This window comes from Nostoc sp. ChiVER01 (assembly GCF_034531155.1).
GTDB lineage: Bacteria > Cyanobacteriota > Cyanobacteriia > Cyanobacteriales > Nostocaceae > Nostoc.
On record NZ_JAVRBS010000047.1, the window covers coordinates 14055 to 40576 of the forward strand.

The window sequence follows — 26522 nt, forward strand, 5'->3', positions numbered from 1 at the left end:
AGAAGTGCGTTTGCGATCGCGTTTACGAAAATGTATAAATTAACGTATAGTTTCAGTCTAGTTTTGTATCCATTTGGTCAGACATTTGGGTAAAAATATTCTGACTCAGCAACTGGCGTTGCTGAGTCAGTTCAAAAATTTGCGCTTGAATAGATAGATTCAGCCTTCAATTTCAACCTAAAGACGAAATGCTACAAAAAATTTTATACTACATATACTTCAATACTTTTCGGATAAACTCAATAATCTCTCTTTTGGTCTGGGGAAAGGTTAAAGGGCAAAGGGGAAAGGTAAATTCAAACCCTTTCCCTTTCCCCTTTCCCCCTTAACCGAAAAGTACCGAAAAGTATTGACATATACTTGTCTTGAAAGGGATAGTTCCAAAACTGTTAGTAAGTCAGTGCAATAAAACCAAACTATGTAAATAGAAGTAAATAAGGCTCAAACTCTTTCTCTCCCTGCTCCCTACCTTATTGCAACAATAATTATTTACGCCGATCTACTTACTGTGATTCATAAACCGCTATATGTTGTATTTCATGAATATTTTAGGGGCGGGTAACAATAACGTTACCAAAATATCCTCTGTTACGGTGGGAGTTACTTTACAAGTACTCTTGAGGCAATCTACCAATAAATAGTTGGCAGTGTAGTACTGCTTGAGTATTTCTTTATGCTGCTCGCTAAATTGCCACTGATGACCAATATTGCGAGACCGAACTATCACCAGTCTCAATTCATTAGCCCAAGTCTGACCGTTAGCACTCCACCATTCTTTTAACTTTTCTCTGCCTTGAAATGGAGTCGGTAATTGCTCTTTGAGTTTTTGCAAAGAATGCTGTAACTCAGGGTTACAAGCAACAGTTCCGTTATCAGGGAGAGCAAACCTTAAAGCCAAAACTCGATCTAAAGTCTGCTCGTAAGGAAGAGCAAGGCTTAAACGAAGGGCAAACTGGAGAGCTATATCTAGAGCTAAATCAGGAGTAAGATTGCTAGTAAACCTGAGATCGATACCAAGAGAAAAAGCTAAGTCGTTAGTCAAGTTCAGGTCGTCGAGAAGTTCTAGTGTCAAATAAAAGGCACGAACACTTACTCTTTTGTGGGTAGACTGAACTGAAAGAGACTTATGGTTGAGCCAGTTGAAGAACTTTTGCAATTGCTTATCAAAGCTGACAAGCTGATCAATATGTTGCTTCATTAATTGCAACAGACAAGTGGGATTATCCAAGATGCCAGCAGTTAATAAAAAGATTTTGTGCCAACGTGCTTCACTCAAATGGCTAACCAACTCAATTATTTTTTTTTCTAATATTTGTGGATTGGGACTAGTAACAATATTTTTTGCTGTTAAATACTGCTGAAATGCTATATGCGAGAATGAGTAAATCCCTCGTGCTTGCTCTATCAGTAGTCCATCTGTCTCAAGCAATTTTAGCACTGCTTCACTGCTGAGTTGCAGTACCTCTGGCTCAGTTTGCTTCATGAGATAGTCGGTAATGTATTGCTGGACATTACTTTGTGTGAAAAAGTAATTACCTTGCTTAAAAGTAATAGCAGCAATTTGACTCAACAGTTCAAGCTTATGAGGTAAAGACAAATGAACATAAATTTCATTTCGTTTAATGTTCCTCACTTTATCCCAGCGATTGAGCAAAATGTCTAACCCTTGCTTATAAAGTTCAACCCTTCTAACTGGAAAGTCTGAGCGGGCTTGAAATACACAACAAATTAGGTTAAGCAAAAGTGGCCTTACGGCTATTTCTCGAATTTGTTGATTCTCCAACAACTGTAATTTTTGCACGAACTCACAAGCTAAAGCTTTTCCTTTTTCTAGGGAATTTTTGCTAACGTTGACAAACCAATTTTGGACAAAAGCCTCAATCTGGGAAGAGTCAAAATCAGCAATTTCAACATCGCTAAATCCCTCAAATTGATAATATTGATAACCAATCCGACATGTAATAATAGACTGATTTCTATAATACTTTTCAGTAAAAGTATCTATTTCACTGATGATTTTAACATTATTATCTTCTGGAATTTCATCTAAGCCATCCAGCAGAATTAACATTCTACCATCAACCAGTAATGTTTGGATTTCTTGATCTGAAGCACCGCAGTCCGCAAGCTCTTGACGAATATAGTTAAATAAACTATGAGTCCCGGTTTTTTTTGCATCCTCAGCAAAGTTTTTCAAACGAATAAAAATAGGTATCCGGTCTGATAGTAATTTGCCTTGATTGCATTGAATGGCAATATGCTGTAAAAATGTGGTTTTACCAGATCCTGGTTTACCTAGTACCATTAGTTTAGGATAGGTAATAACTGCCTGTATTGCAGATAATCGTTCTTGATCAACTTGATTTAAACCAGAACAGTTTAACTCTTCTGGAATTAACTCTTGTAGATCAAGGATATCTAACCATCTTCGACTTGTAATATTATTCAGAATATTCGTGCTGACATAAATTTTTTCTAATTGAATTGGTTGAGCAATATCTAATAATCGCGTAGTAGCACATTGGGATTGAATTTTATTACTTAGACGCGATCGCAACATTTGCACTAAGCTTTCCACATCCTGGCAGTTTTGCCATCCTTGGTTGCCTTCTGTCAGTAACTTCTGATCGGGTAGTTGAGCAATGTCTTGCCAATCTAAACCAAGTTGGAAGCAAATCTCCATGAAATTCTGTCGGTCTATCGGTTTGCCTGTGAAAAACTTCCAGATTGACTGGCGAGTTTCAAGTCCTACCTCACTAGCTAAATACTCTTGCGTCCACTCTCTGATTTTAAAAGCCCTTTTTGCTTTTTCAATACCTACAGTAGATGCTTTCAACGAACGTCGTGCCATAAACCTGTTTTGAATCTCCAGTTATTAACTTAAGGAAGCATATCAGGAATTAATTGTTTATCCTTTAAGTTTGTAATAATTTTACTTTAAAGTTTGACTTTAATAAAATTATTTTGAATAGTATAGAAAATAAAAGTAGCTCAGAAAAAAGTGTAATTAGTGTAAGAACACGTATTATTCATATTATTTTTGTTACTGGTTTTTAAAATTACCTAACTTAATTTAAAGTTTTCTTCCCCCTTATGGCTTATTTATCTTTAGAGAGAGTAATGGTTGCGAGTTTTTTGTGATTTTAATTACTGTTAAAATGTAACAAAAGTAGGAAAAGTAGGAAAAGTAGGAAAAACTTAAATAAGATAAGTTATACATTAAGTCATACATTTTCTTAGACGCGATCGCAAACACATTTATTACAGACTGGAATTTATGTAAAGGAATTGTGCTAGTACCACAACATTAGGCACAATCGAGACAGTTTTGTAAGCGGTTCTTCGTGCGAGATAGCTCGTCTTGAGGAAATGGTTTTGTAATTAAGTTAACAAAGGTTTTTTACAAAACCAAGCTATATCTATCAGGATTTGACATCTAATCTATGAAAATACTGGTAACTGGAACTGAAGGCTATATCGGTTCTTTATTAGCCCCAATCTTGATAGAACATGGTCATGAAGTTATTGGGGTTGACACAGGATTCTATAAAGTTGGTTGGCTGTACAACGGTACCGAACTCACAGCCAAAACTCTTAATAAAGATATCCGCCACATCACAGTTGAAGATTTGCAAGGTGTTGAGGCAGTCATTCATTTAGCTGAACTCTCTAACGATCCCGCCGGACAGTTACGTCCTGATGTGACTTATGAAATTAACCATCAAGGCTCAGTTCAACTTGCTCAACTAGCTAAAGCAGCCGGTGTGCGTCGCTTTATCTATACGTCTTCGTGCAGTGTTTATGGCGTTGGTACTGATGAATACGTTACGGAGGAGTCTTCTGTCAACCCCCAAACGGCATACGCTGAATGTAAAACCTTGGTAGAGCGAGATGTTAAGTTGTTAGCTGACGATAGTTTCTCTCCTACCTTTTTGCGGAATGCCACCGCCTATGGCGCATCTCCCAGAATGCGCTTTGATATTGTGTTAAACAACCTGTCTGGGCTGGCATGGACGACTAAAGAAATTAAGATGACAAGCGACGGTACTCCTTGGCGGCCACTAGTTCATTTGCTAGACATTTGTAAAGCAATTGTATGTACGCTAGAAGCCTCGCGCGACATTATTCACAACCAAATTTTCAATGTGGGTGACACCGCTAGCAACTATAAAGTCAAAGAAATTGCCCAGATAGTAGCTGAAGTTTTTACTGGATGCCAGCTTTCTTTTGGTGACACTAGTGCTGATAACCGCAGCTATCGGGTTTCTTTTGAGAAGATTAACACCAGGCTACCGGGATTTAAGTGTGAGTGGAATGCAGTTAAAGGCACGCAGCAGTTGTTCGATGTGTTTACTGCTATTGATATGTCAGAATCCACTTTTTTATTTAAAGGATTCACTCGTTTGAAACAGCTGGAATATCTGATTCGTACTCAGCAAATAGATCAAAATTTCTTCTGGGATCAGTCATGCTATTCACAGAAACTGCACTCAAAGGTGCATTCGTTATTGACATAGAGCAACGGCAAGATCCTCGTGGCTTCTTTGCTCGTACTTTCTGCGCCCAGGAGTTTTTGGCTCACGGTTTAAAGCCAACAATTGCACAATGCAATCTAGCCTTCAACCACAAAAAGGGTACTCTGCGGGGTATGCATTATCAAGTTACTCCAGCAACCGAGGTAAAGTTGGTTCGTTGTACTCATGGCGCTATTTATGATGTAATCATCGACTTGCGCCCTGAATCTCCTACATACAAGTTACATCTTGGTGTTGAGCTATCAGCCGAAAACCGTAGAGCTTTATATGTGCCTGAGATGTTTGCTCATGGTTATCAGACGCTAACTGATGCGGCTGAAGTTGTCTATCAGATGAGTGAATTCTATGCGCCAGATTACCAGTGTGGCTTGCCCTATGACGATCCAGCTTTTGAGATTGAATGGCCTTTACCTGTAAGTGAAATTTCTGAGAAAGATACAAGCTGGCCTTCGTTTGAATCTGTTTTAGACTCTACCCCCGTCTAAGCAGACGTGAGGGTGTAAGGGTTTTCATATACCTCTATTAAGTTACATATAACAGTGTGGGAGCTAACAAATGACTACGACAACTTTGCAACCCTCTGTACAAAATGGTACAAATGTGAATCTTTGTGGCTGTCGATTCTGTGGGACAAAGTTAAAGCACACCTTTGTAGATTTGGGAATGTCACCATTGTGTGAAAGTTACGTGACAGCTGAACAGCTAAACCAAATGGAACCCTTTTATCCACTGCATGTCTACGTGTGCGATCGCTGTTTTTTAGTTCAACTTCAAGAATATGTTAGTCCCCAAGATATCTTCAGCCACTATGCCTACTTTTCGTCTTACTCTGATTCTTGGCTACAACACGCAAAAAATTATACCGAAAAAGTAACAGATCGCTTTAGACTTAACTCCTCAAGCCAAGTAGTAGAAATAGCTAGTAACGATGGTTACTTATTGCAATATTTTGTAGCAAAAGAAATACCTGTCCTGGGTATAGAACCAGCAGCTAATGTCGCTGAGGTAGCGATCGCAAAAGGCATTTCTACAACTGTCAAATTCTTTGGACAAAACACAGCAGATGAATTAGCTGCTAATGGTAAGCAAGCAGATTTATTAATCGGTAACAATGTGCTTGCTCATGTACCTGATATCAACGATTTTGTCGCAGGTTGTAAAATTTTACTTAAGCCTGAAGGTGTCATTACTATGGAGTTTCCCCATTTAATGCGACTAATAGAGGGAAACCAATTTGATACTATTTATCACGAACACTTTTCTTACTTATCCTTACTCACAGTAGAGAAGATTTTTGCTACTCACAATTTAAATATCTTTGATGTAGAAGAGCTGTCTACACATGGTGGTTCTCTGAGAATTTATGCTTGCCATGTAGACGATAGTTCTAAATCTATCACTCAGCAGGTAAAAGAATTAAGGGCAAGAGAAGAAATAGCAGGATTTAGTAACATAGAAAGTTATTTTTATTTTGCTGAAAAAGTCAAAGAAACCAAGTTTCAACTTTTGGAATTTTTGATTGCAGCTAAACGGCAAAAAAAATCAATCGTTGGTTACGGCGCTCCTGGTAAAGGTAACACTCTCTTGAATTATTGTGCAATTAGAGAAGATTTCCTTAGTTACACTGTAGACCGAAATCCCTTCAAACAAGGTAAATTTTTACCAGGTACTCATATCCCAATCTTCCATCCAAATAAGATTCAAGAAACTAAGCCAGATTACCTGTTGATTTTACCTTGGAATCTGAAAAATGAAATAATGTCCCAGATGTCCTATGTACGTGATTGGGGTGGAAAATTTGTCGTCCCGATTCCTGAAGTCAATGTCTATTCTTGAGCAAGAAAGCAACTTGAATTTAATCTGATTTATCAATACCAAAGGATATTACGATGAAAGTAGTTTTATTTTGCGGTGGTTTAGGAACAAGATTAAGAGAATTATCTAGCAATATTCCTAAACCAATGGTTCATATTGGCTACAGACCAATATTGTGGCATGTGATGAAATACTATGCTCATTATGGACACAAAGATTTTATTTTGTGTCTTGGTTACAAAGCAGATGTGATCAAAAATTATTTTCTCAATTATGATGAGTGTGTTTCAAACGATTTTACTTTACAGGAGGGAGGCAGAAAAATTCAATTGGTAAATAGTGATATTGAAGATTGGAATATTACTTTTGTTGATACAGGCTTGACTTCAAATATAGGTCAAAGGTTCAAAGCAGTTGAAAAATACTTAGACGGGGAAGAGGTCTTTTTAGCCAATTATAGCGACGGATTAACAGATTTACACCTACCTGACTTAATTGAAGATTTTTATAGACATAAGAAAATAGCCAGCTTCCTGTGTGTCAAACCATCGCAAAGTTTCCATTTAGTTTCAACACAAGAAAATGGTCTAGTCAATGATATCCAAAGTGTGCAGCAAGCTGGTATTAGGATAAATGGCGGTTTCTTTGTATTTAACAAAGACATTTTTAAATATATTGAATCCGGCGAAGAATTAGTACTTGAACCATTTCAAAGACTAATTAAAATAAAAGAACTAGTAGCTTATAAATACAACGGTTTTTGGGCGTGCATGGATACCTTCAAAGAGCAGCAGCAGTTAGATGATATGTATTGCCAAGGTAATGCTCCTTGGGCAGTATGGAATCTTCTTGAAAGGAAGGCAAAATACTTGGAATATAGCCGAAATTATCAATTTACTAATGATTCGATACCAATTAGTTTGGCTAATAGTTAAATACCAATATATTTTATAGTAGATATTTAGTAAGGATATCTACTGTAACTATTATTTAAAATAACTATCTCAAATAAATTATTCTCTAAAAAACAAAAATCAGCAATATGCTAAAATTTACTTTCGAGGATAAAAAAAACTTCGACTATAAAGTTTTATGTTTAGGAGCACATTGTGATGACATAGAAATTGGTTGCGGAGGTACGATATTAAAATTGGTAGAAACTTACCCAAATATTATGTTTTATTGGGTTGTATTTAGTTCAAACTTACAAAGAGAAGAGGAAGCTTATAACAGCGCTAATAGATTTCTAAAAAATACACATATAAAAAATATAGTAGTTAAACAATTTAAAGATGGATTTTTCCCTTTCATAGGAATTGAAATTAAACACTTTTTCGAGGAATTAAAACGAGAATACAGTCCTGATTTAATTTTTACTCATTATCGCCAAGATTTGCATCAAGATCATCGCTTAATTTCCGAATTTACTTGGAATACATTTAGAAACAATTTAATTTTAGAATATGAAATACCTAAATATGATGGTGATATGGGAAATCCTAACTTCTTCGTTAATTTAAGTAAAGAAATTTGCCAAAATAAAATTCAATATATTATTGAGAGCTTTCCGTCGCAAAATAATAAACAATGGTTTACAGAAGAAACCTTTTTATCAATTTTAAGGCTGCGAGGAGTTGAATCTAATTCACCCAATAAATATGCAGAAGCTTTTTATTGTCGCAAAATAGTTTTTTAGCTCGAAGGAGATTCGAGCTACTGTAAGGATTCAGAATAGTATAAATAAATTTTATTTATATAAAATTTTTATTCTGAATAACTTTTTGCAACACAACCCATATTTTACAGTGATTTAATAAAATGTATAACAATATTGATATAAACAATAGTATTAATATAGAAGATATTAGCAATGAGATGTATCTGTTAATGTCGGTACTTTATCCTATTTGTCGTAGTATTACCGGCGATGGCTTACGAAAAACACTACAAATTATTCAACAACATATTCCTTTAGTTATACATGAGGTTCCTAGTGGTACTCAAGTATTTGATTGGACGATTCCCAAAGAATGGAATATCAGAGATGCCTTTATTAAGAACTCACAGGGTGAAAAAATTATAAATTTTCATCAATCTAATCTCCATATAGTTAATTACAGCATCAATATTCATGAAAAGATGTCATTGCAAGATTTAAAAGGACATCTTTTTACATTAGAAGATCGCCCTGATTGGATTCCCTATAGAACTTCTTATTACAAAGAGAACTGGGGCTTTTGTCTTAGTCATAATCAATTATTGGAGCTAAAAGATGAAGAATATGAAGTTTACATCGATTCTTCTTTAGATAATGGCTCTTTAACTTACGGAGAGTATTACATTAGAGGAAAAAAAGCAGATGAAATTATAATTTCGTGTCATATCTGCCACCCATCGCTTTGTAATGATAATCTCTCAGGTATAGCATTAGTAACCTTTTTAGCCAAGCACCTCAGCCAAATTTCACCCTCTTATTCCTATCGTTTTCTGTTACTTCCTGGAACCATTGGTTCCATTACTTGGTTAGCTTTAAATGAAGCGAATGTTGACAAAATTAAACATGGTTTAGTTGTAACCTGTGTAGGCGATCCGGGCAAGTCTCACTACAAAAAAAGTCGTCAAGGTAATGCCGAAATTGATAAAGCTGTTACTCATGTCTTGAAAAATTCTGGTCAAGATTATGAAATTATGGAGTTCTCTCCTTATGGCTATGATGAACGGCAGTTTTGTTCACCAGGCTTTAACCTTCCTGTCGGTTGTTTCATGAGATCACCTCATGGTACTTATCCTCAATATCATACATCTGCCGACAATTTAGAACTTGTACAACCTCAATATCTTGCTGATTCTTTATCAAAAATTTTGTCGGTTTTAAATATTATAGAGAATAATAAAAAATATTTAAATCAAAACCCTAAATGTGAACCGCAGTTAGGTAAACGAGGGTTATACAGTGCTATAGGCGGGCAGATTGATCCAAAGAAGAATGAAATGGCTATGTTGTGGGTTTTAAACTTATCTGATGGTAATCAAACACTATTAGAGATTTCGGAAAAATCAGGCATAGAGTTTGATGTGATTAAGAAAACAGCAGATACATTATTGCAGTTCAATTTGTTGGAAGAAAAAACTGAATTTTCTGATTAATTACCTCGACAATACCTTGAGTAGTTCGGGTAAGGATTCAGGTGTAATGTCTAGGAAGCAGTGATAGGTGAGACAGATAATTATTAGAGTCAGCCACTAATGCTTGTACAAAAAAATCAATCACAGACTTACTTTGACGACAACAAATCTGCACTACCGTTAACAATTTGGGAGTGTGTTTAAATCTCTCTATCGAACGGGAGCAGCCACTAATACTTTTTCACTTTAAAAGTGATACAAATAGACGGCAGGGGAGCAAAAGGCAAAGGGGAGAGAATTAAAGACGAATCATTTGTATCAAGTATCCTAATTATGCAATTTAAATGGGGAATAGATGATCAGGGGTAAGCACTAAAAAAAGTAAAATACTACTGCCTTGGTTAATACCAAATTTTCGTCATTTACCTGTTTGACTAGGCTTCATCATCTGATGTTTCTTCAATCTCGATTTCCCAAGGTTGTCCTTTATAATCTGGTGAAAAAAGGTGAATTTTGGCTTTATTGGAAAACTGCTTCAGCTTTTTGATGAACTGGGGAATAGCATCGACTATATGCAGATAACTTTCTATGTCATAACAGATAATGAGTAACATCAAAGGGCTAGTATTTATCTTGAAATACCAGTGACAATTTGATAGTAAAACTCGCATAATTGGCCCGCAGGCTTGATAAAATCGCCTGCAAGTAGCTTCTTCTAATTGCCTGTAGAATAACTCGTTAAGTATAGGTGATCCAGTTGGAGGCAAATCATCTGCCGGAAGGGGGGATTTATTCATAGCAAATAACTAGGGATTGGGAATTATTAGTCAAAAAAAACAATGCTCCTGCATGTTTTCATCACGCAATCTTTGGATAGATGGCGCAACAAGCAAGCACTTTTGTAGTTGCACCCAAAGTCGGAAAATCATAGTAAATGTTCTTGTTTTTGTGTTGCAAGCCATTGCAGTTCTAACCACAAACGCGGATCTGTCTGCTTTACCTTCGACATCGGATCTCGCAGCAGATGTGTAGCATTTAGGCAGACAACCTCAACTAATCCTGCATATTCTGCGACTTCTCTGAGTATAGATATCTGGGCTTTAACAGCAGCAATCAGATTGTCAGGGCAATAAATTGTGAAGTATGGCAGAAAGTGAACACGAGGTCTTCCCCAATAAGACTCAATGAGTTTAACATGACAGTGTTTTAGCAATTCATTGACTTGTGGGAAAGAATGAGCAATGATCGTTTTGAATTCTTTGACTAGTTCTTGTTCATACCAACTTGTGTTCATAGTTATAACTTTCATGTTGAAAGTAGCAATTGGGAATTTTTAATTGTGAGTTAGTTTTTCTACTAATCACTTGATAACTCGCCATTTACCAGCTTTTTCGCGAAGGTTTTTTTAGGTACTGTGTAGTACAAAAAGGTCGGCGAAGCAATTTTTTACTAATGTTGGTTCCGTTTCCCTCAAACACTATCAAGTGCAACACTTGCTCTAGAAAACGCCGCTTGTCAAAAATACCTTGAATCAGCACTTCTAGTTCAGTTGCACCCTTGGCAGGAAAATCTTCTCCATCAATGGTGCACCAGGGTAAAAACTCCTGCCAGTCTGAGGTTAATGTACCGACTCGTGCTCGATTTCCATAAGTAATAACTAGGAATGTATTGTAGTCAAACAGCTTTGGTATTTGTTGACAGTAGGTCTGAATTCGCTGATAACCTTCTTTGAAAGTCGCTTGTTCATCACTTAGCTGAATCGAGACAATAACTGCCAAGGGTAAACCGTTGATAAAGACAACTACATCAGGACAGTGAGTATAACTCCCCTCAACTACAGTCAAGGGATGAATAGCTAGCCAATCATTGTTCAATAGATTAGACGTATCAATGAGCCACACAAAGTCATGAACTATTTCTTCGTTATACAGGTATTCAACTTCCACACCATTGGTCAATAATTTGTGAAAGCGACGGTTATTTTTCAGCAAGTCGGAACTCGGAATGTAAGTAATCTGATGGATAGCTGCAACGATCGCTTCATCCGGTTTTGTCGGGTTAATTTTCTGCAAAGCGTTATGGAGGCGCTCACACAAAACCACATCACTATAATTACTCCGTCCGATCTGGTGCTTACCTAGAGTAATGTCTGGCTCTAATAAAACTGTGTAGCCAATGACCTCGAACCAAGTGAGCGCACAATCTGCGATCGCTTTACCCACCGCAGGCATCGCAGATTGTGTGGAATCAAAACGGCGGCGAAGTTTTTTTGTAACACGACTCGCTTTGGCAGTTGTTTTTTTTAGCTGTGCTGGATTCATGAAGAAGACTTAATTTGAGTCAATGCAGAAGCTAGTGCCTAGTTACTGGCATTGGTTGGTATATTCACAGATGGAATATACGACTTGATAGTAACTATCAAAGCTAAAGTTGATCGGCAAGATTGTATCTTGTGCTACTTATTACCAATAATATTGGTAATAAATTAGAATTACCTCTGTTTAATGCTTAACTTTTATCTCCTGCTCTAAAAACAGGTTTCCAATATCAAATAAAAGCTGCATAGTACCTCGGTAGCCAACCTTGGTGAACTGACCATGATCTAAACGGTCAAAAATCGGAATCCCTTGACGGTAGAGAGGAATTTTTAAGCGTTGAGCGATCGCTACTCCATGAGAGTTGGTAATTAGCAAATCAGATCCAACCGCCAATTGCTCAAAGTCTTCCAAATCACCGATAGTGACGCTCTTGATCGGAAGTTTTTCCAAAAGAGGAAAGCGTGTTGTTGTCACTGCTGCGTGAATTTCAACTCCTAGCGATCGCAAAAAAGCAACTGTTGACCAAAGTAAATCTGGTTCTAGCGCCAAAGAAACTCGCTTGCAACCAAAGTAAAAGTGATTTTCCAACATTACAAATTGCAACTGACGGCGTTGACGGCGATATTTTTCCGGAACTCTGACACCACTGATATCCGCCAATGCTTGCAGAAATTTATCTACTGCTGCTAGCCCCGTCAATTCACCAAATACTTCGTAAGGTATATTGAATCTCTGCTCTAAAATTTGCGCCGCACCCCGCATACTATCACCTAGTGCCAAAGTGAATACAGAACTGCCAATTGAGCGTAATTGTGCTGCATTTGTACCATTAGCTGTAATGGCACTAGAAGAATCTTCTATATGACCATCTAATGAGCCAGAAAGGTCAGGTATAACAATAGGTACAAGTCCAAAAGAAGTGACAATCTCTTTAATTTCCTGTACATCACCTGGTGTGAAGGCAGAACTCGCCAAAATAGTTATTTGTGTAGGACAAGCATCTTGCTTAGAGCTTTTTTGAGGGATTTCCCTGACTATACTCTCAACCGCCCCAGCAAAACCATCCTGTAATGTACCTTTGAAATCTGGTGTAGAGACAAGCACAATTGGTAAATAATCCAGTTCTGGGTGACGGTGGCGAATCTCCTTCACAAAGCGTCCCATATCATCGCCTCTGGTTTCCACCAGCCCAGTGCTACAAAGACCGATAATTTCCGGTTTGGATCTCTGCACCAAAGTTAAGATTGCTTGTTCAACTCTTTCCTCGCCCCCCAAAATGGTTGCAACTTCGGTCATTGCTGTACTGGAAAGAGGAATCGACTGACGGAAATGTTGTACTAATACTGCCTTAGTCAAAGCAGTACAACCTTGAGAACCATGTAATAAAGGCATGATTCCCTTCAATCCCAAAAAGGCTAAAACTGCACCCACAGTTTGGCTTTGCTTCAGGGGATTAACTGCAACTGATGTACTCGTAACGCTAATAATCGCCATTAGATTTCCTCCTGTTGAGAATTTCCTGCTTCTTCTACTCCTACTTCCCAGGGGGCTGGCTGGTATACTTGCTCCCACACAGGGTTGTAAAAAGCGGCATACAATTCTCGTGCTACTTCTAAAATTCCTATATACCCTGCATAAGGATGGTTGCGTTCTTGATTAACGTCTAGGAATGGAATTCTAGCTGTGAGAGAAGTATCTTGATAGCGCTTCTCAGCAATTAACATATCAGCTTTATTTTCGTTAATTATCTGTAGGATTTCTTCAGGATTATTTTGCTCTAGAATTATGCCATCTTGACCTAGCAAACTTTTGACTCTAATTTGATCCTCATCAGTATTATTCTTAGTCAGAATAGGAATAACTTCCATCCCCAATTTTTTAGCAGCAAAGATAATTAACCAACTCTTGAAACTTCCAATAGAAAGGATAATGCGCTTACCTTGTAATTGGGTAATATACAGAGCGAGTTTTTCATCTATTGCAACAGTTTCTTCTGCAATTAGTTTTTCTGTACGTTCCTGCAAATCAGAATTACCTAACTTTGCAGTAATATTCCTTAAACATTGGTTGATTGACTCTATACCATAGATAGACTCTTCAATATAGGGGATACCATATTTTTTCTCCATCCCTTTTGCCATGTTAATTAGTGCTTTAGAGGAGAGCAGCACATTAAGTTTGGCACGATGGGCATAGCAAACTTCTTTGTAGACAGCATCGCCTGTAATTTTTGCCAAAACTCTGATACCTAATTTCTCCAATAACGGTAGAACATTCCATATTGCACCTGCGATATTATGTTCACCAATTAGGTTGATGTCATACGGTGTACTAGTGTCTGGTTCAGATGTTCCAATAACGTGTTCTAGCAACGCTTCACCAGCAACACGATTGCCCAAATTTTGGTTCCCAATAAAGCCAGGGCAATGTACAGGGATAGTGGGTATTCCTGTTTTTTCAGTAGCATTTTTGCAAACTCCCTCGATATCATCCCCAATCAAGGCAGTGATGCAAGTGGAGTAAACAAATACCGCCGTCGGTTTGTAGCGTCTTGCTAATTCTAAAATGCCTTTGTACAGCTTTTTGGCTCCACCGAAGATGATATCATTCTCATCGATGTCGCTGGTAAAACGTATTTTGTACAGCATCGAACCAGAAGAGAGACTGCTGTAACTTCCCCAAATACTGGCAGCACAGCCACTTGGCCCGTGAACTACATGAGCAGCATCAGTGATTGGTACTAGGGTAATCATCGCACTATCAAAAGCACAACTTCCTTGAGTAGTTCCAGGTTGGGGTAATTGTGTGGAGGACTTTTTTTTATGCAGTTTCTGCTGCTGAGGAGTATCTTCGGAATTTGACTCACTGAATGAATCGTTGATTTTTTCTGGGGTAGGATTCATTTGTTTGGTGACAATAGGTAGAAGTTATTAGATGTTAAGTGAATTCCAAAAGGCTTTGATATTTCATTTATTAACCGTGTATCTAAAGCATGGAATAAAAGGGAATGAGAAAAATAGTTTCCCATCCCCTAGAACATAAACACCAACTACGTTAGAGAAGGAGAAAACAAAAACACGAACTAGACTATTAAAGTATTAATTTTGCCGTGTACACCTTGGTAGATTAGTGTTAACACAGTGATTCAAATGCAGAGAGTTAAGATTGGCTATTCCACTACCTCCATTTTAAAGGATTGGTCAGAGGGTGGGCCAAAATAGCCCACCTAATATTTACTCTGTATTTAGCACTGGGGTCTGAATGAGAACCTTACTTTTTCTCGCTACCAGAAACTATTTCTACATTGCCTTTTTTCAGTGCTTCTAGTGCTTCACCTTCAGCATCTTCTTGCTTCTTAGCAGCATCTGCTTGGCTAATTAGTTTGGCAGCATTTTCCTCACTTTCAAGGATACCGAATTCAATCAACAAATCTTCTAACTCATCCATTTCGATTGGTGTGGGAACGGCGAGATTTGTATTGTTGATAATCTTGTCTGCTAGTGTGCGGTATTCATTAGCTTGGTTGCTATCGGGTGCGTATTCGTTTACAGTCATCCGACGCAATTCGGCGTGTTGCACGATATTGTCACGGGGGACGAAGTGAATCATTTGAGTACTTAATCTAGCCGCAAGAGTGCTAATCAGTTCGTCTTCGCGATCAGTTTTCCGGCTGTTACAAATCAGTCCACCCAAACGTACACCACCAGTGTGAGCATATTTGAGAACCCCACGAGCAATGTTGTTAGCTGCAAACATTGCCATCATTTCACCAGAGGTAACAATGTAGATTTCTTGGGCTTTACCTTCACGAATTGGCATCGCAAAACCACCACATACAACGTCGCCCAATACGTCGTAAGATACGAAATCTACATCTGAATAAGCGCCGTTTTCTTCGAGGAAGTTAATGGCTGTGATGATACCCCGACCGGCGCAACCTACACCAGGTTCTGGCCCACCTGATTCTACACATCTGATATTGCGGAAACCTGTGATTACAACTTCTTCGAGTTCAATATCTTCCACAGCGCCCCGTTCAGCAGCTAAATGCAGCACAGTAGTTTGAGCTTTACAGTGTAAAATCAAACGAGTGGAGTCAGCTTTCGGGTCACATCCGACAATCAAGATGCGTTTACCCACTTCTGCCATTGCAGCAAGGGTGTTTTGGGAAGTGGTAGATTTACCAATACCACCTTTACCGTAAAAAGCAATTTGTCTAATTTTGTCGTCGGACATGATAATTTATCCTGCAATTGTTTGTTTGTTGAGTGTGTCGGTTTATGAGGGGATTGTGCTGTAAAATTACAGCAGCGACCTTATGTAGAACGTCATTGGAGGTGCTCGTTCTACAGCAAAAAGAGTCCGAATAAAGAACATATTCAAGTTTTAGTCAGTTTTCGTTGACTTAGAGTTATTACTCAAGGAATATTGCAAGTATTACCATCCACTCACTTAAATGATTTCTCTAGCGGTAGCAATACCAATTGGAAAAAAGAAAGCCACAAATAGACCATTTGTAGAGACGCGATGAATCGCGTCTTTACTACAGATTCCAAGCCGGAAACTCAAATTGAAATCCGAATTACGAATTGAGCATCATCAGTTGTTGTAATCTTCTGAAGGTTGCTCATACCTAAAGAGTGATTGCAGCAGGATTTAAATTTATGCCAAATTTTCCTCTAACCACACAACCAACCATTGCAATCCACTCTAAACAGTCGCTACAACTTCCCCGATTTTGCTAATATCGTAACCGCCGAGAATTTCAAATTGGGAGTGAACCATTCGATGTCCCAAAGTACTGAGCAACTGCTGTACAGGTGCTTCTTCTAAATATTCCTTGAGAATCACCAAATCATATCGTGACTGATGTAAAGGGATAAATCCCAGCCCAAAAGCGGTAGCTACAGATGCCGTACTCATACCAGCATCGGCAACTCCTCTGACTACAGCTTGGGCAACATCTTGGTGAGTTTTGAGTATATTGTCAAAGCCCTGAACAGCATCGAACGGTATCTGCTCCTTTTGGAGTGTTTGTTCCAAAAGCATCCGACTACCAGAACCGATTTCGCGGTTAACAATAGTCGCTCCAAGGGCAACTAAGTCACTAACTGTTCTAATTCCCATTGGGTTCTCTGACTTCAACAAAAGTCCCTCTTCCCAGACACCAAGGGTAATCAGAACTGCTTCCCTACCAGCCAGAACATCTCGAACAAAGGGAGTATTATACTCACCAGTTTCAGGATCGTACAGATGCATCCCAGCGATGTGGGCTTCACCTCTGCATAGACTGTGCAATGCAGCCATGCTATTGGCAAAGTTATATTGGACTCGCAGTTGGGGATGCCAGCGTTCCGTGGCTCTTGCCCATAGTGAAATCACAGGGGCACAACCAGCAATGACAACTGTATTGTGAAGTGTGTCGAGATTATCGTCTAAAAGACGGACTCGAACCTTATTTGTACCTGTAAGGCTTGTACTTTCACCGTCAGCCGGAATCATATCTTGGCGAAAAGCATCCTTACCAATCAAGGGATAAGCTATCCATTGTCCGCCCACACGAGCCATGCTAACTCGTAGTTGCTGACCATTAGAAACAGGTTTGGCAAGAACGGCTTCAATTTCAGGTAAATCCCGCTCTAACCAGAATAGATCCTCAACTTGACAGCCAAGGGCTTTGGCCAAGCGAAGTGTTATGGCAACAGAGGGAGCATATAGTCCCGACTCTACACCACTAATAGTTTGACGAGTCACATTAGCGATGTTAGCCAAATCTTGTTGGCTCATGCCTAAGCGAGTTCTAATCGACTTCAAGTTATTACGGAGGTCACTATCCTGCTTCATTGGCTTTGTCTCTTGGTTTCAAAAAGCCGTAGCGGATTTAAATATTGCATCTGCCAAGGCGAAAGTCTGGTCTTTGAGTTTATATCATTTCTCTTTGACGAGTTTTTGTGCTTTCGCTGTCTTGATTCCCCATATAAAAAGACTATCACAGAAATTGCCAATTTGCTTGCCAAGCGCAAATTATTTTTGCGGGTGGTTACTTTTTAGGCACTTACCAGTAATAAAATACCCTGCCGTCGATGAAAGCCCCTATCCTATCTCGTAAAGCCAGGAACTTTCGCAGCTTTACATCAATCCAGATGAGGATTGATGCCACGGCGATCGCACTCAACTTTAATACTGTCGTTGATTATTGGGAGCAACCAACGCGATTTTGTGAGGTTCGGTGAAAAGAGCAGCACCACATTTGCTCCCGGTGTAGCCCTAGACATCACTATATTTGCACATAGCTCTTTTAATAGTGCCTGGAATAAATACCAACTTTACAGGTATTAAATTAGAAAAATGTATAGACAAGTACAATACTTGCTACCAACTAGGTGGTAAATTTTACGACTGATAAAGAATTAAAAAGCGATGAACTTAACACCCAGTGAGTTAGAACGCTATCACCGCCAAATGATGCTTCCCAATTTTGGAGAAGCAGGACAAAAGCGCTTGAAGTCTGCAACGGTTCTGGTTACAGGTGTAGGTGGATTAGGCGGTACATCAGCACTTTATTTGGCAGTAGCAGGTGTTGGGCGGCTAATTCTAGTTCGGGGTGGTGACTTACGCCTAGATGATATGAATCGTCAGGTTCTGATGACAAATGATTGGGTAGGTAAGCCAAGAGTATTCAAAGCCAGAGAAACTCTGCAAGCTATTAATCCTGATATTCAGGTGGAAGCAGTTCATGATTACGTTACAAAAGAGAATGTAGACTCTTTAGTGCAATCTGCTGATATAGCTGTTGATTGCGCTCACAATTTCACAGAACGGAACTTGCTCAATCAAGCTTGCGTGCGCTGGCAAAAACCAATGGTGGAAGCTGCAATGGACGGAATGGAAGCTTACCTAACGACGATTATTCCTGGTGTCACTCCTTGTCTATCATGCTTGTTTCCAGAAAAACCGGATTGGGATCAGCGTGGGTTTGCGGTTCTCGGTGCTGTTTCTGGGACACTAGCTTGTCTTAGTGCATTAGAGGTAATAAAGCTGATTACTAAGTTTAATGAACCCCTATTGTCACAACTGCTAACAATTGACTTAATGCGAACGGAATTTGCCAAACGACATTCTTATCGAGATCCTTCTTGTTTGGTGTGTGGTAGCAGTTCTTGCTCGGAAGATTTGTAAATAGTTGGATACTTGTAGCGATCGCTCCATAAGCGGATCGCCACAACTTATCTACTCATATCGAGCTATTCTGTAGCAATTATGACATCTGACGCTTTAATCACAGCGATCGCTTGTTTTCCCTCTTGAAGTTGGAGATGCTCTACCGATTCCTTGGTAATAATTGCAGTTACTTCCACCCCAGGCACAATTTCTAATGTTACCTCAGAGTTGACTGCTCCTGGATGAATTTCCTTAATAGTTCCTTTTAAGGAATTACGAGCGCTAACTTCCATACTTTAATACTCCTTAGTTATAAGATAATTGTGAACTAAGTAATAGTAACAATTATCAAATTGTTGGATTATCCTCATTTAGTGAGATGTTATCTTCTCCCTTACAGAAGAACTTAGATATCATACTGGTATTAGAAGATGCTGAAAAAGTTGATAATAGACAGTTAAAGTTTGGCAGAACATTCATTCAAAACTGTTTTTAGTAATGTGTCTACTTAATTATTTTGGTACATTCTGATAATTATTGGTACATAAGCTAATCGTCATTCATTTTTCTAGAATGATTCACTCGTAGTAAGGACTATACAAATGATTGCCGCTGCCAATAATCATTTTCTGAACGCTGCAATTTTGATTCAGTTTATCCAAGATTTTAAACTTGTATCTTTTGCTTTGGATCTGCCAATTTTTTTTTCAGTGCTAAACTCATAGTCGCAGCTAGTAATAGTCCCCAAACATAGTTGGGTTCGGGTACCGATTTGGTGGGGCTAGTAAAGCCATACTTATGCAAAACTTGCTGTCCTTTCTCTGACAAAATATAATCTGCTAGTTTCTGTGCATTCGGGTCAGCATTTTTGATAACTGTTAAACCGAATGGTGCTGCAACAGACAAATAATCTGGTAGTCCAACTACTTGCAGACTCGGATCAATTTTTTGCGATGCGATCGCGCCAGTATAGTAACTTAGGAAAACATCTGCTTGCTGAGTTTTGTCAAGAAAATATACTAAGCTGTCCTGTCCTGATGGGACTATTGGGGAGTTCGTTCCACCTGTTAATTGCAAGGCTTTATTATTGAGGGTATCAAAACTACCAGGTTTTTTTGAATTAGCTTGAGTAAATATCTGTTGAGTGTAGTCTCCAAGAGGATCTAATATAGGTGTTGCAATTCCCAACTTGATGTTGGGATTTAATAAGTAATCTAACACCTGATTTGGTGTAATTTTTGCCTGAGAATACTTTGAGGAAAACACGGCTACAATCTGGTTTTGAGTAAATTCCACTGGCTGACTGCTCAACCCCTTAATGTAGAGTTTTTGGGGATTTCCAATATCTGCACTAGCAAAGACATCAGCAGTAGGCTGTCCCAGTTGGAGTTCTGTTTCTATTGCTTGCTCTCTAATCCCTGATGGCCCAAATACTGTATTTGTTCCTATTCCTGTTTCTTGGGTGAAGTCTTGACTTACTTCCGTTAGTGCATTTCTTAAACTACCTGCTCCATATAAGTTGAGATTAGCTGCAAAAGCTTGATTTGGTATCAGAACACTAAAGGCACAAGCTGCCAAAGAACCTGTCAAAAAATATTTTTTCATCTGTTCCCTAGAACCTTCAAGTTTTTGAGTATTTTATCTTCAAGTTTCACATTACCAACTTAGTTGGAAAAATGTCAATCACTTTATATAGACAAATGTTGGCTTTGTTACTTACAATCCTCGGTTAAGAAAGTTATCAGTTGAGGCAAGCAGTTATTGAGCAGTTCTTGAGAAAGCATTATTGCTCAATAACTCTTTTTCCTACCCTGCCTCAACAGCTTATCCAAACCGTATTGGGCTTTGTTAATTATTGAAGATATGGTGGGCGTAAAGCAAGTTTTACGCCAGTCATGCTCAATAGATTTGCAAATGTCTCCAGAAGTTATTGCTGATATTATTGAGATTGACAACCTTAGTCTCTATGTCAGAAATATTTTGGTTTCAAAGGAGAAGGAGGAGCAGATAATATGACGATATTTGTCACATTACTAACGTAACGACCTCCAGCTTTGTCACCTGGAACTACTAAACGAGCAAATCCTTCCTCTGTTAAAGGCACGATTTTACCATCATTACCTTTTTTTGCAAATGCAACTAGCACTGTTTTCCCTTCAAAGTTAGGTTGAATTTCACCAATAGCTACGACTGCACCATAGCAATCTGTGGCGTCAACTAGAACATATTGCCTCAAAAAAGAGTTTTTACTATTCACCCCAGAATTCCCAGGTTTTAGACCACCTCCGGCTTTCGGATTATTAATTAATTCCCATAGGGGGATTCCATAGTATGTTTCTGTTCGTGGCCCCGAGCCGGTTTGAAAGCTGACAGTGATTTCTGTAACTAATGCTGGATTTTGTTTTTTTAAAGCATCTTGTAAATTTCGCAGTTTTTGCAAGTTATAAGTAGCTGGATTATTGAGTTCTCCACCCAAGCGAAAACTTTGCGAAGAACCTCCAAGACACTTATTTTTATCCCAGACAGAGGGTGTTTTTTCTTCTTTTTTTGAGGGAAGACTACTTCTTGAGTCAGCTAAAGTAGGCTGCCATAAAACCAGTATAGATAGCATTAAAGACGCAATGGGTATCGTGCGGGTAAAACGCATAAAATCCTTCTCCGTTTACTATTGAATATTGAGACAATTAGATAGTTTTGCTCAACAAAAATTAGTATCGTCATCGCCAAAATTGAGCAATTTGACAATAGATTCTGTTAGATAACAATCAAACCGCTTCTATCGTTAAACTTTCAACTCTTTACCAAACGCTACTAAATAGCTAGTTTTTAATATGAGTTATTAAAAACTAATAAATCCTGATGCCAAAGTTAGTCGCAAACCTCTTGTTAGATTTGCGTTTTTCCAAATGGATAAGTGTATCTGTGTAATCTAATGAAGATAATACCAACTTATTGAGTAAAATACCAACTAATATAGTAATCAAACACGAACAAAATTAATTTTTATTTCTTTTTAAAATAGTTCAGCTTAATATTGTATAAAAACTAAGCTCGTCGTTATTTGCCTTATAAATAGGTAATTATCAAGTTAATAAACTCTTGATAAGTAAGACTCACCTGTAAATTGGAAAACTGTCCGAGTTATGGGGAAAGGTTGTAGTTGTTCCGACATTATAGTTAAAGCAAAACCATAGAGCGACTAGACTACTCCGTATATATAGCAGTCGCCATCTGAATTAGGACGTAGGATATATAGAGAAGTGATTGATTTCTGCATTCCTATGGCAAACGCTTACAGTTATGACCTACGACGGAAAGTGATAGAGGCGATTGAACTCAATGGGATGAAGCGCTGCGAAGCCAGTGAATTCTTCAACATCAGTCGTAATACCATCAATACATGGTTTCAGCGTCGGAGGGAAACGGGTGACTTTAATGCCAAAGTCAGAAAGCATCAGGGCAATGGGCACAAAATCACTGACTGGGAGAAGTTTCGAGCATTCGTAGAAACCTACGGAGACAAAACTCAGGTGGAGATGGCCCAACTGTGGGATGGTGATACTAGCGATCGCACCATCTCACGAGGGCTGAAGAAAATCGGATTTACGCGAAAAAAAAGACCTATGGGTACAGCGAACGGAATGAGGACAAACGGTGGGAGTTTCTCCAACAGTTAGCCACTATTAAGCCTGAGTTGATTGTGTATGCCGATGAGGCTGGCATGGATGAGCGCGACGACTATGGTTACGGCTACAGTCTCCCTTGGATTTCGCTTCTATGATTTCAAGTCAGGTCGCAGAACCGGGCGAGTTAATATGATTGCGGCGTTGTGTGCCCAGCAGTTACTAGCACCATTCACGATTGAGGGAGCAAGAATCGCCAAGTCTTTGAGACGTGGTTGGAAGTATGCCTGATTCCGGCATTAAAACCAGGGCAGAAGTTGGTGATTGACAACGCCACCTTTCACAAAGGTGGACGCATTGACCAATTGGTGCAGGCTGCTGGTTGCGAGGTCTGGTACTTGCCACCTTACTCTCCTGATCTAAATAAAATTGAGCGGGGAAAAGTCTTGGCTAAAAAGTCGTATCCGCAAGCAACTGGAGTACTTCCCTACCTTGCGAGCGGCGATGGAGTCTGTTCTGAGTTTAGTGTCCTAACCAACCTGGCGGTTGCTATACAACCAATAGACTAAATAAATGCTACGATTCTTATTGCAGTGAATAGAGCGATAGATGGCTAATCGCTCAATTTCATCAACTGCTTAAGAACTTCGCAAAATGTTCTTTCTGGCTCAACTCCTGCGTTTTAACAACTGCAATCTTAAATATCAAACTAAATTAAAAATGCCTACTGTACCATCGTCATTTTGACTGCAATATCGCATGGTTTACCAAAGTACGCTGAACTTGTCACTAAAATATCTACACCAGTGCTAGCATAATCCTTTATATTTTCAGAGGTAATACCACCAGCTGCTGCTAGTTTTAAGTTTGGATACTGCTGCTTCAATTTCAAAACTAGAGGCTCAAGGTCTGGTAGGGGAATTTTATCAAACTGAATTAAATCTACACCTGCTTGAGCAGCCATCCAAGCATCTTTTGGTGTATCTACTTCAAGGCAAATATGTTGTTCTGGAAACTGTCGTCGCAGTTCATTCATGCGCTCAATTAACCCACCTATACCTCCCAGGAATATCAAGTGTTGGTTAAAGATCAGAACTGTTTCAGATAATCCTAAGCGATGAAAAAATCCCCCACCAGCTAGAACTGCTTTGATGGAAAGCGCCCTAGTACCTGGAAAACATTTACGAGTAGTCACAATAGAAACAGACTGATTTACTGATGAAGCAGTATCTACTAATACTCTTGTACGCGAAGCAATGCCGGAGGCGTATTCCATCAAATTTAAAGCAACTCTCCAGCCACTGTGCAAAGCTTGAGCAGTGCCACTAGCTTGAAGAATTAATTGCTTTTCTTGGCAGACTGTACCACTTTCGATTTGATAATGAACTTCGGCACCACAATATTTTAATACTCTGGCTGCTTCTTCAGTAGCGCAGATGGTCATCGGGTGACGGGTAGAAAACTCGATTTCACCAGGTTGCTTGCCAATGCCAAGTCCGTAGGTTGTCAAATCTAAGTAAGGAACATCTTCCTGAATTAACCTAGCGATCGCCTCATCTGAGAAGAAAACACTCATTTTAGTTTTATGATCGGCTGACAAATAAATAGCTAAATCAAGATTCCCATTAAACCTAATCTCATTCAGTTGTAGGAATTGTAATAATTACTACTATTGTCCCAAATAGTTGGTAACAAAATAAATTTGTTAAGAAAGAATATCTACCTCAGTCGCCAAAATTCGTTAAATGCTGAAAGCATTACAGTGCCGATTGGCTCTCAGAATTACTTTTTTTTACAATCTCGATGCAGGTGCTTAGTCTTATTCGATAGGAAAAATTCAATTTCTACACAAAAGGCGATCGCCTCTATTTTCTGGAAACAAGTAGTTAACTAAACAATACAAAAGGCAGTTAGCTTTCTTACAGATTATTCTGATTATATAAGTGCCATTATAGCAGTCATACCTGTTTTGTAAGCATATCCCCACTCAAAAAGTTGGAGATATGCTTACAGTTGATTTAGAAATACTGTATTTTTAAACCTACTTTTCGTTTATACAGTAGTAAAGTTATACCACCCGTGACTAACATGGCAGGTATTGAATCTGATTCAGGAATTGGTGTAATTTGACCCGAACCGCTGATTGTGTTGCTAAACTGGCCAAAATCATTCACTCGACGACCGGTAGTAACTAAAAAGTATTTCTGTCCTGTAACGAGTTCTCGGTTGAAAGTAACAGTACTACCATTAGTAGTGGTATTTGCTACAAGAACATTGGTTAATTGTTCAGTAGGATTGAAACTATCCTGATATAAAGTTAAGAAAATATCCCATTTTCTATTTGCAGGTGGTGTAGGTTCAGATTCACCACTTATATTATATAAACCTGATTGATCGACCGTAAAATCAAATACACTGTAAGGTACACTCATTCCCAAATTTCCATCTTTTTCACCACTGATAAGAGTGGGAGGATTTCCTGGTGCTACACGCCGCCAAATCGGTTCATTTGTTGTATCTCCCTGATAAGTAAAGGTAGCAGCTTTGGAGGGTTGAGCGGTAGAAACAGTAGCTAGTGCTAACCCTAGAATAACCATTAATGGTTTTTGAAAAAACTTTGTTTTTAACATAAATTATCTCCTTGGATTTACTAATAGCTTATTTCAAAAATCTTGATAGCGAGAAACTTCTCAAGCAGATTCTCAGTTGTGAGTGAGACTTGACAGATGGCGATCGCATAGATAGGATTGCTGGCAAATGTCTCAACTTCCTCACTAATAATGCTTAAATAGTCCTTGATATGAACATTTAAACTTTATGAATTATTCAACAGTATTTATGGCATATTTTTTAATACAAATTTGTGTTTTTGACTGAAGCTATCATACCAACTTGGTTGGAAAAAATCAATTCAACTACGTAATTAAACGCTGACTTTATCAAAACTTTAAGTAAAAAGTTTTTTTATTTTGCACGACTTACACACATGACAAGACTTCATGAGTAACTACGACTGTGGTGCTTTTACGATGCCTATGGCGAGCGTACCCCTCCTCAAAAGCCAGCTATGCAGAGCATCTTGTTGGCGCAACCTCTGTCTCCGACACGCTATTCGCGTTCGTAGAGAAGCGATCGCAATGTCTACGACGGGCTACGCCTAACCAACATAGCTATTTGATCTCAAAATCCGAGCAACTTCTTACATAGCGTGGAGATATGTTTGTTTGCCTTGTGCCTTCTTTCACTATGAAAGAAAGTAAATGTGGAGACATAACAGCTTATTAATCTTGTCCCTCGACAATTTCTTTTTGGATAAAACTAATTTGTGCAGCTAATTCTTGCCGAGTAGCAGCTTTGAATAGATATCGGAAAACAAACCAGATTAAATAACCAATTCCAGTCAACTCAAAAACTAGATTTAACTGAGGAATGTCATTTATTACATCTAATACAGCTAGAATTATCTTAATTGTAAGAGTCGCTGTAATAATTGTAGCAAAACAAATAATTGGCATCTGGTATTCAGTGGAAAAACTACCTAAGTATTTAGGCAATTGCTCCAAAAACGCAGAGAAGTTACCACCAACTTGCTGCCACTTAGGTAAGGGTTGATTTTCAGATATTAGCAATGGTTGAGTATTAATTTTTGAACTTTCAAATCCTGCGATAGCTTTGGTTGATGTAATATCAAAAGATTTGGATTGTTCTACTTCGCTCTCCCGATGTAATGGTTTATCAGCAGGTAGTAGAAATGGCTGAGTATCAATTTTTGAACTTTCAAGTACTGCGATAGGTTTGGTTGATGTAATATCAAAAGATTTGGATTCTTCTACTTCACTCTCCCCAAGTTTACTATTTTCTTCAGCGATAACAGTTTTCTTTTGCGCTACACGGATATCATCCTTAGCCAACTTCATCAAAGGGGAGTAAATGGCATTGTACAT

The 26522-nt window shown here is 38.6% G+C and carries 26 protein-coding genes and 1 pseudogene; 12 read left to right on the forward strand and 15 right to left on the reverse strand.

Features of this window, described 5'->3' with window-relative positions:
- Window positions 1-523 precede the first annotated feature (523 nt).
- A complete protein-coding gene (locus RMY00_RS34395; protein ID WP_322651840.1) occupies window positions 524-2851 on the reverse strand; it encodes an NACHT domain-containing NTPase in 2328 nt (775 codons plus the stop codon).
- Between the two features lie 592 nt (window positions 2852-3443).
- Here RMY00_RS34395 and RMY00_RS34400 point away from each other — a divergent pair.
- From RMY00_RS34400 to RMY00_RS34425, 6 genes are all read left to right on the forward strand, one after another.
- On the forward strand, window positions 3444-4517 hold the full coding sequence (locus RMY00_RS34400) for an SDR family oxidoreductase (protein ID WP_322651841.1): 1074 nt from the start codon (window positions 3444-3446) through the stop codon (window positions 4515-4517).
- Window positions 4469-5020 (forward strand): dTDP-4-dehydrorhamnose 3,5-epimerase, encoded by a 552-nt coding sequence (gene rfbC / locus RMY00_RS34405; RefSeq protein WP_322651842.1) that lies wholly within the window; start codon window positions 4469-4471, stop codon window positions 5018-5020. Before RMY00_RS34400 ends, rfbC begins: the two co-directional genes overlap by 49 nt.
- A gap of 70 nt (window positions 5021-5090) precedes the next feature.
- Window positions 5091-6371, forward strand: a complete 1281-nt coding sequence (locus RMY00_RS34410; protein WP_322651843.1) for a class I SAM-dependent methyltransferase — start codon at window positions 5091-5093, stop codon at window positions 6369-6371.
- Between the two features lie 53 nt (window positions 6372-6424).
- On the forward strand, window positions 6425-7285 hold the full coding sequence (locus RMY00_RS34415; RefSeq protein WP_322651844.1) for a glucose-1-phosphate cytidylyltransferase: 861 nt from the start codon (window positions 6425-6427) through the stop codon (window positions 7283-7285).
- 107 nt (window positions 7286-7392) lie between these two features.
- Window positions 7393-8046, forward strand: a complete 654-nt coding sequence (locus tag RMY00_RS34420; protein WP_322651845.1) for a PIG-L deacetylase family protein — start codon at window positions 7393-7395, stop codon at window positions 8044-8046.
- A gap of 122 nt (window positions 8047-8168) precedes the next feature.
- The gene (locus RMY00_RS34425; RefSeq protein ID WP_322651846.1) at window positions 8169-9497 is read left to right on the forward strand and encodes a DUF4910 domain-containing protein; all 1329 of its coding nucleotides are present in this window, start codon (window positions 8169-8171) and stop codon (window positions 9495-9497) included.
- Window positions 9498-9534: 37 nt separating this feature from the next.
- Here the strand turns inward: RMY00_RS34425 and RMY00_RS34430 are convergent.
- The 8 genes and pseudogenes from RMY00_RS34430 to RMY00_RS34465 form a co-directional block, all read right to left on the reverse strand.
- Window positions 9535-9717 (reverse strand): annotated as a pseudogene (locus RMY00_RS34430) (IS66 family transposase); the annotation flags it as partial.
- Between the two features lie 193 nt (window positions 9718-9910).
- Window positions 9911-10273 (reverse strand): hypothetical protein, encoded by a 363-nt coding sequence (locus RMY00_RS34435; RefSeq protein WP_322651847.1) that lies wholly within the window; start codon window positions 10271-10273, stop codon window positions 9911-9913.
- A gap of 128 nt (window positions 10274-10401) precedes the next feature.
- A complete protein-coding gene (locus tag RMY00_RS34440; RefSeq protein WP_322651848.1) occupies window positions 10402-10770 on the reverse strand; it encodes a hypothetical protein in 369 nt (122 codons plus the stop codon).
- Between the two features lie 85 nt (window positions 10771-10855).
- Window positions 10856-11797, reverse strand: coding sequence for a type I restriction endonuclease (locus tag RMY00_RS34445; RefSeq protein WP_322651849.1), 942 nt, complete (start codon window positions 11795-11797; stop codon window positions 10856-10858).
- A 180-nt stretch (window positions 11798-11977) separates the two neighbouring features.
- Window positions 11978-13288, reverse strand: coding sequence for a nitrogenase iron-molybdenum cofactor biosynthesis protein NifN (gene nifN, locus RMY00_RS34450; RefSeq protein WP_322651850.1), 1311 nt, complete (start codon window positions 13286-13288; stop codon window positions 11978-11980).
- Window positions 13288-14697 (reverse strand): nitrogenase iron-molybdenum cofactor biosynthesis protein NifE, encoded by a 1410-nt coding sequence (gene nifE / locus RMY00_RS34455; RefSeq protein WP_322651851.1) that lies wholly within the window; start codon window positions 14695-14697, stop codon window positions 13288-13290. Before nifE ends, nifN begins: the two co-directional genes overlap by 1 nt.
- A 367-nt stretch (window positions 14698-15064) precedes the next feature.
- On the reverse strand, window positions 15065-16030 hold the full coding sequence (gene nifH / locus RMY00_RS34460) for a nitrogenase iron protein (protein ID WP_322651852.1): 966 nt from the start codon (window positions 16028-16030) through the stop codon (window positions 15065-15067).
- Between the two features lie 474 nt (window positions 16031-16504).
- Window positions 16505-17638: a substrate-binding domain-containing protein gene (locus RMY00_RS34465; protein WP_322651853.1), complete on the reverse strand. Its 1134-nt coding sequence runs from the start codon at window positions 17636-17638 to the stop codon at window positions 16505-16507.
- Window positions 17639-17877: 239 nt separating this feature from the next.
- Between RMY00_RS34465 and RMY00_RS34470 the strand changes: the two genes are divergently transcribed.
- On the forward strand, window positions 17878-18027 hold the full coding sequence (locus tag RMY00_RS34470; protein WP_322651854.1) for a hypothetical protein: 150 nt from the start codon (window positions 17878-17880) through the stop codon (window positions 18025-18027).
- A gap of 187 nt (window positions 18028-18214) precedes the next feature.
- On the forward strand, window positions 18215-18973 hold the full coding sequence (locus RMY00_RS34475) for a HesA/MoeB/ThiF family protein (protein ID WP_322651855.1): 759 nt from the start codon (window positions 18215-18217) through the stop codon (window positions 18971-18973).
- Window positions 18974-19038: 65 nt separating this feature from the next.
- On the opposite strand, the gene RMY00_RS34480 is transcribed toward RMY00_RS34475, so the two are convergent.
- The 3 genes from RMY00_RS34480 to RMY00_RS34490 all read right to left on the reverse strand — a co-directional run bounded on the left by RMY00_RS34480 (window position 19039) and on the right by RMY00_RS34490 (window position 21602).
- On the reverse strand, window positions 19039-19248 hold the full coding sequence (locus RMY00_RS34480; RefSeq protein ID WP_094352046.1) for a TOBE domain-containing protein: 210 nt from the start codon (window positions 19246-19248) through the stop codon (window positions 19039-19041).
- A gap of 373 nt (window positions 19249-19621) precedes the next feature.
- Window positions 19622-20560: a molybdate ABC transporter substrate-binding protein gene (gene modA, locus RMY00_RS34485; RefSeq protein ID WP_322651856.1), complete on the reverse strand. Its 939-nt coding sequence runs from the start codon at window positions 20558-20560 to the stop codon at window positions 19622-19624.
- 364 nt (window positions 20561-20924) lie between these two features.
- A complete protein-coding gene (locus RMY00_RS34490) occupies window positions 20925-21602 on the reverse strand; it encodes a hypothetical protein (protein ID WP_322651857.1) in 678 nt (225 codons plus the stop codon).
- Window positions 21603-22236: 634 nt separating this feature from the next.
- Here RMY00_RS34490 and RMY00_RS34495 point away from each other — a divergent pair.
- Genes RMY00_RS34495 through RMY00_RS34505 form a run of 3 tightly spaced genes read left to right on the forward strand, consistent with a single transcriptional unit; the run spans window position 22237 to window position 23147 of the window.
- Complete coding sequence (locus RMY00_RS34495) at window positions 22237-22632, forward strand: IS630 transposase-related protein (protein ID WP_322651858.1); 396 nt, start codon at window positions 22237-22239, stop codon at window positions 22630-22632.
- Window positions 22633-22680: 48 nt separating this feature from the next.
- A complete protein-coding gene (locus RMY00_RS34500; protein ID WP_322651859.1) occupies window positions 22681-22869 on the forward strand; it encodes a hypothetical protein in 189 nt (62 codons plus the stop codon).
- On the forward strand, window positions 22854-23147 hold the full coding sequence (locus RMY00_RS34505) for a transposase (protein WP_322651860.1): 294 nt from the start codon (window positions 22854-22856) through the stop codon (window positions 23145-23147). Before RMY00_RS34500 ends, RMY00_RS34505 begins: the two co-directional genes overlap by 16 nt.
- A 155-nt stretch (window positions 23148-23302) precedes the next feature.
- On the opposite strand, the gene modD is transcribed toward RMY00_RS34505, so the two are convergent.
- Entirely contained in the window at window positions 23303-24154 is an 852-nt protein-coding gene (gene modD / locus RMY00_RS34510) for a ModD protein (protein WP_322651861.1), read from the reverse strand.
- A gap of 442 nt (window positions 24155-24596) precedes the next feature.
- The gene (locus RMY00_RS34515; RefSeq protein WP_322651862.1) at window positions 24597-25208 is read right to left on the reverse strand and encodes a PEP-CTERM sorting domain-containing protein; all 612 of its coding nucleotides are present in this window, start codon (window positions 25206-25208) and stop codon (window positions 24597-24599) included.
- 369 nt (window positions 25209-25577) lie between these two features.
- Between RMY00_RS34515 and RMY00_RS34520 the strand changes: the two genes are divergently transcribed.
- Window positions 25578-25739 (forward strand): hypothetical protein, encoded by a 162-nt coding sequence (locus RMY00_RS34520; protein WP_322651863.1) that lies wholly within the window; start codon window positions 25578-25580, stop codon window positions 25737-25739.
- 120 nt (window positions 25740-25859) lie between these two features.
- On the opposite strand, the gene RMY00_RS34525 is transcribed toward RMY00_RS34520, so the two are convergent.
- On the reverse strand, window positions 25860-26522 hold a 663-nt coding region (locus RMY00_RS34525; RefSeq protein ID WP_322651864.1), incomplete at its 5' end, for a CAAD domain-containing protein.

Bases quoted from the DNA above. Each gene is read 5' to 3' on its own strand.
- RMY00_RS34500 (WP_322651859.1), top strand. From the start codon at position 22,681: ATGAGCGCGACGACTATGGTTACGGCTACAGTCTCCCTTGGATTTCGC.
- rfbC (WP_322651842.1), top strand. From the start codon at position 4,469: ATGCTATTCACAGAAACTGCACTCAAAGGTGCATTCGTTATTGACATA.
- RMY00_RS34415 (WP_322651844.1), top strand. From the start codon at position 6,425: ATGAAAGTAGTTTTATTTTGCGGTGGTTTAGGAACAAGATTAAGAGAA.
- RMY00_RS34435 (WP_322651847.1), bottom strand. From the start codon at position 10,273: ATGAATAAATCCCCCCTTCCGGCAGATGATTTGCCTCCAACTGGATCA.
- nifH (WP_322651852.1), bottom strand. From the start codon at position 16,030: ATGTCCGACGACAAAATTAGACAAATTGCTTTTTACGGTAAAGGTGGT.
- RMY00_RS34490 (WP_322651857.1), bottom strand. From the start codon at position 21,602: ATGCGTTTTACCCGCACGATACCCATTGCGTCTTTAATGCTATCTATA.
- RMY00_RS34480 (WP_094352046.1), bottom strand. From the start codon at position 19,248: ATGGAAGTTAGCGCTCGTAATTCCTTAAAAGGAACTATTAAGGAAATT.
- RMY00_RS34495 (WP_322651858.1), top strand. From the start codon at position 22,237: ATGGCAAACGCTTACAGTTATGACCTACGACGGAAAGTGATAGAGGCG.
- RMY00_RS34410 (WP_322651843.1), top strand. From the start codon at position 5,091: ATGACTACGACAACTTTGCAACCCTCTGTACAAAATGGTACAAATGTG.
- RMY00_RS34465 (WP_322651853.1), bottom strand. From the start codon at position 17,638: ATGAAGCAGGATAGTGACCTCCGTAATAACTTGAAGTCGATTAGAACT.
- RMY00_RS34445 (WP_322651849.1), bottom strand. From the start codon at position 11,797: ATGAATCCAGCACAGCTAAAAAAAACAACTGCCAAAGCGAGTCGTGTT.
- RMY00_RS34425 (WP_322651846.1), top strand. From the start codon at position 8,169: ATGTATAACAATATTGATATAAACAATAGTATTAATATAGAAGATATT.
- RMY00_RS34440 (WP_322651848.1), bottom strand. From the start codon at position 10,770: ATGAACACAAGTTGGTATGAACAAGAACTAGTCAAAGAATTCAAAACG.
- modA (WP_322651856.1), bottom strand. From the start codon at position 20,560: ATGAAAAAATATTTTTTGACAGGTTCTTTGGCAGCTTGTGCCTTTAGT.
- RMY00_RS34475 (WP_322651855.1), top strand. From the start codon at position 18,215: ATGAACTTAACACCCAGTGAGTTAGAACGCTATCACCGCCAAATGATG.
- RMY00_RS34515 (WP_322651862.1), bottom strand. From the start codon at position 25,208: ATGTTAAAAACAAAGTTTTTTCAAAAACCATTAATGGTTATTCTAGGG.
- RMY00_RS34470 (WP_322651854.1), top strand. From the start codon at position 17,878: ATGAAAGCCCCTATCCTATCTCGTAAAGCCAGGAACTTTCGCAGCTTT.
- RMY00_RS34395 (WP_322651840.1), bottom strand. From the start codon at position 2,851: ATGGCACGACGTTCGTTGAAAGCATCTACTGTAGGTATTGAAAAAGCA.
- RMY00_RS34520 (WP_322651863.1), top strand. From the start codon at position 25,578: ATGAGTAACTACGACTGTGGTGCTTTTACGATGCCTATGGCGAGCGTA.
- modD (WP_322651861.1), bottom strand. From the start codon at position 24,154: ATGAGTGTTTTCTTCTCAGATGAGGCGATCGCTAGGTTAATTCAGGAA.
- nifE (WP_322651851.1), bottom strand. From the start codon at position 14,697: ATGAATCCTACCCCAGAAAAAATCAACGATTCATTCAGTGAGTCAAAT.
- RMY00_RS34420 (WP_322651845.1), top strand. From the start codon at position 7,393: ATGCTAAAATTTACTTTCGAGGATAAAAAAAACTTCGACTATAAAGTT.
- RMY00_RS34400 (WP_322651841.1), top strand. From the start codon at position 3,444: ATGAAAATACTGGTAACTGGAACTGAAGGCTATATCGGTTCTTTATTA.
- nifN (WP_322651850.1), bottom strand. From the start codon at position 13,288: ATGGCGATTATTAGCGTTACGAGTACATCAGTTGCAGTTAATCCCCTG.